The organism is Candidatus Cloacimonadota bacterium (assembly GCA_011372345.1).
GTDB lineage: Bacteria > Cloacimonadota > Cloacimonadia > Cloacimonadales > TCS61 > DRTC01.
The window spans coordinates 1-2,631 of record DRTC01000285.1 but is presented as its reverse complement, the minus strand read 5'-3'; the positions used below and the strand labels follow the sequence as shown (position 1 = coordinate 2,631).

Here is a 2,631-nt window from a genome sequence, read left to right as displayed (position 1 = left end):
ATAGAAATAAACTCCGGAATTAATAGATTTTCCAGAATCATCCTTTCCATCCCAAATAACTTCATTCATTCCTAATTCGTAATTCGTAATTCGTAATTGAATAACTTTCTGTCCTTTTAGATTGTAGATCGTAATCTCTGTGTTCTCTGCGTCTCTGTGGCAATAAAAAGAAATCGTTGTCGAGGAATTGAACGGATTCGGATAGTTAGACAATTCAAGATGATTTTTTACACATTCATTCTCATCTTCGATACCTATCTCTTCAAAATTAATATCGACGATCGCTCCTTCCACAACTGTCAAACCATAAGGAATTTCATCGGGCAGCAAATACCAGCCATTATAACTTCCTCCCCAACCAAAATTCAGATGATAATACTCATCTGTGTTATAGCCATCGATCACCACATTATGACCCATTGTCCAGGGAGGATTTACAACCGCAAGATGAACCGGAAGAGCATTCATCATATTATTGGAAATCCTGTCATAAAGAGCAGCATCATTCCCATCGAGAAGTTCGGTCGTATCAAAACTGAATCTCTGGTAAGCCTGAAAAGCCTGATCAACCCCGAATGTTCCTGAAACTTCAGGAGAATAAACCTGCTGGGCAGCAACTCCACAGGCAAAAGTAATTGCTGCTTTATCATCATTCGTTATAGTTTCATCATTCTGATAATGTTCGTTCAAAATATCCAGATGATCGTTCAATTGCGGAAATGAAGGAAAACTCCAATAAACATGATCATCATCTATCCAATATTGATAACTTGAATAATTATGATAATAGTCGTCATCATCATTAAAATGAGTATTGTTTGTCTGTTGATGAAAATTTAAAATTTGCGCCATCGCTACAGCCGGACATCCTGCTACTGCTCGATCGCTCGTAAAAGGCTGCATCGGACAAAAATTATTATAAGGAGAATTCTGATGCCAGTTTTCTTCCAACCAACCACCTGTTGGTGTTGTTCCTTCCGGAGGCCATTGTTCAAAAGGTCTGTCATCTGATCTTTCAATGTTTTCATTTAAATAGCTTTTCCACGCTGAATTCCTTCTCTCGATCAAGTCATCAGGTATATTGGGAATATTTTCAAGACGATTATGAATATCCGCCTTTAGGATTTTTATGAGAACATTTTCTTCAATCTTATAATCGTAATTGTTGGAAAAAGAGTAAGCGATCACAGGTGGCAAATTGGTTTCATTTGTGGTGATAAGATAGCCTTTCGGATCTAATAAAAACACATGGAATATGATTCGTTCATCTTCATTTTGAATATTCACTATTTCTTTGATGAAAAACTCATCTGATCTACTTAATTCAATAAGTTTTCTTTCTGCTGCTTTTTTACAGGAATTCAGATCGACTTGATATGCAGAAAGCAGATTCGAAAACAGGATGATAATTGTGATAATTGCAAAAAAAACTAAATTTCTTTTTTTCATGAGTACTCCTATTTCAAAACTTGAAAGATATTATTCATTTCTCAAACAGGAATGTTTGTGTTACTTCAACAGGATTTATCCTTAGTAGTTTTAACGAAGAAGAATCATTTTTTTTACAGAAGTAAATTTCCCACCTGATTTTAATTTATAAAAATAAATTCCGGAATTAACCTGTTTTCCTGTTTCATCTCTTCCATCCCAAATCACAGAATGTTGTCCTGCTGAAAGCTGATTAGCTGAATTGCTGACAAGATGCTTCACTTTCTGCCCTTTAATATTATAAATTATTATCTCTGTGTTCTCTATGTCTCTGTGGCAAGAAAAAGAAACCATGGTCGAAGAATTGAAAGGATTAGGATAATTTCCAAATAGAAAATCCTGATTAGAGATTTCATTATCATCGATCCCGACTTCCGGTTCTTCCAAAGGAACAAACAGAATTGCCGAATGATCCTGCAAAGTGTGAGCAGTTTCGTGATAATAATTGGCATAAGTCATCAAAATCCCTTCATCTTGAGCTTCATTTTCAATACCGACAGTTGCGTAATTCTCTCCGGCATCGACATTATTGATCTCTTTATACTGAAATAAAATCTTTCCATCTCCGGTTTGGGTCTGATAAAATTCCGGATCATAGAGAATCACCTGGAAAGTCTCTTCCTGATAACTGTATTGATTCGTGAAATCATCCCACTCAATAATAAAAAGATGTTCGGATTCATCGTAATAATGACACAAATCTCCATATTTGATGAAATCCCAGAAAGGTGCGATCATCGAGTTCGGTCCAACTCCGGAAGGAATAGTTCGATTCCTGAAAAATATCTGTTTGCCGTCTCCTAAGGAAAGATATCCGTTGGAACAAATGGAAACCTGGTTATGCTGCTTCCCGTAATATTGGAACATAAACGGCAGATCAACTATCCCGACATAACCATCAGAGGTTCCATGATCGCTGTCGAGCATAGTTCCGCTTCCTCCGCTATAAGGACAGATCTCGATCCAATCATAAACAGGAGCTTCAAAATTCCCGACATCACTGCTTTCAATGGCAATATATCCGTAATCGCTGAAAGTCGGACTGTCCTGATCGATGATCCCGATGGGTATAGAAAAAGTCAGGATTTGAACAACATTTCCATTATTAGAAATTTCCAGGTTAAAAGTTGCCTGATCTCCGGT

At 36.8% G+C, this 2,631-nt stretch carries 2 protein-coding genes; both read right to left on the bottom strand.

The annotated features are described in order from the left end of the window. A partial coding sequence (locus ENL20_05560; GenBank protein HHE38023.1) for a T9SS type A sorting domain-containing protein occupies positions 1–1,449 on the bottom strand: 1,449 nt, incomplete at its 3' end. Between the two features lie 90 nt (positions 1,450–1,539). Next, positions 1,540–2,631 (bottom strand): T9SS type A sorting domain-containing protein (locus ENL20_05555; protein ID HHE38022.1); only part of this gene is annotated, 1,092 nt, incomplete at its 5' end.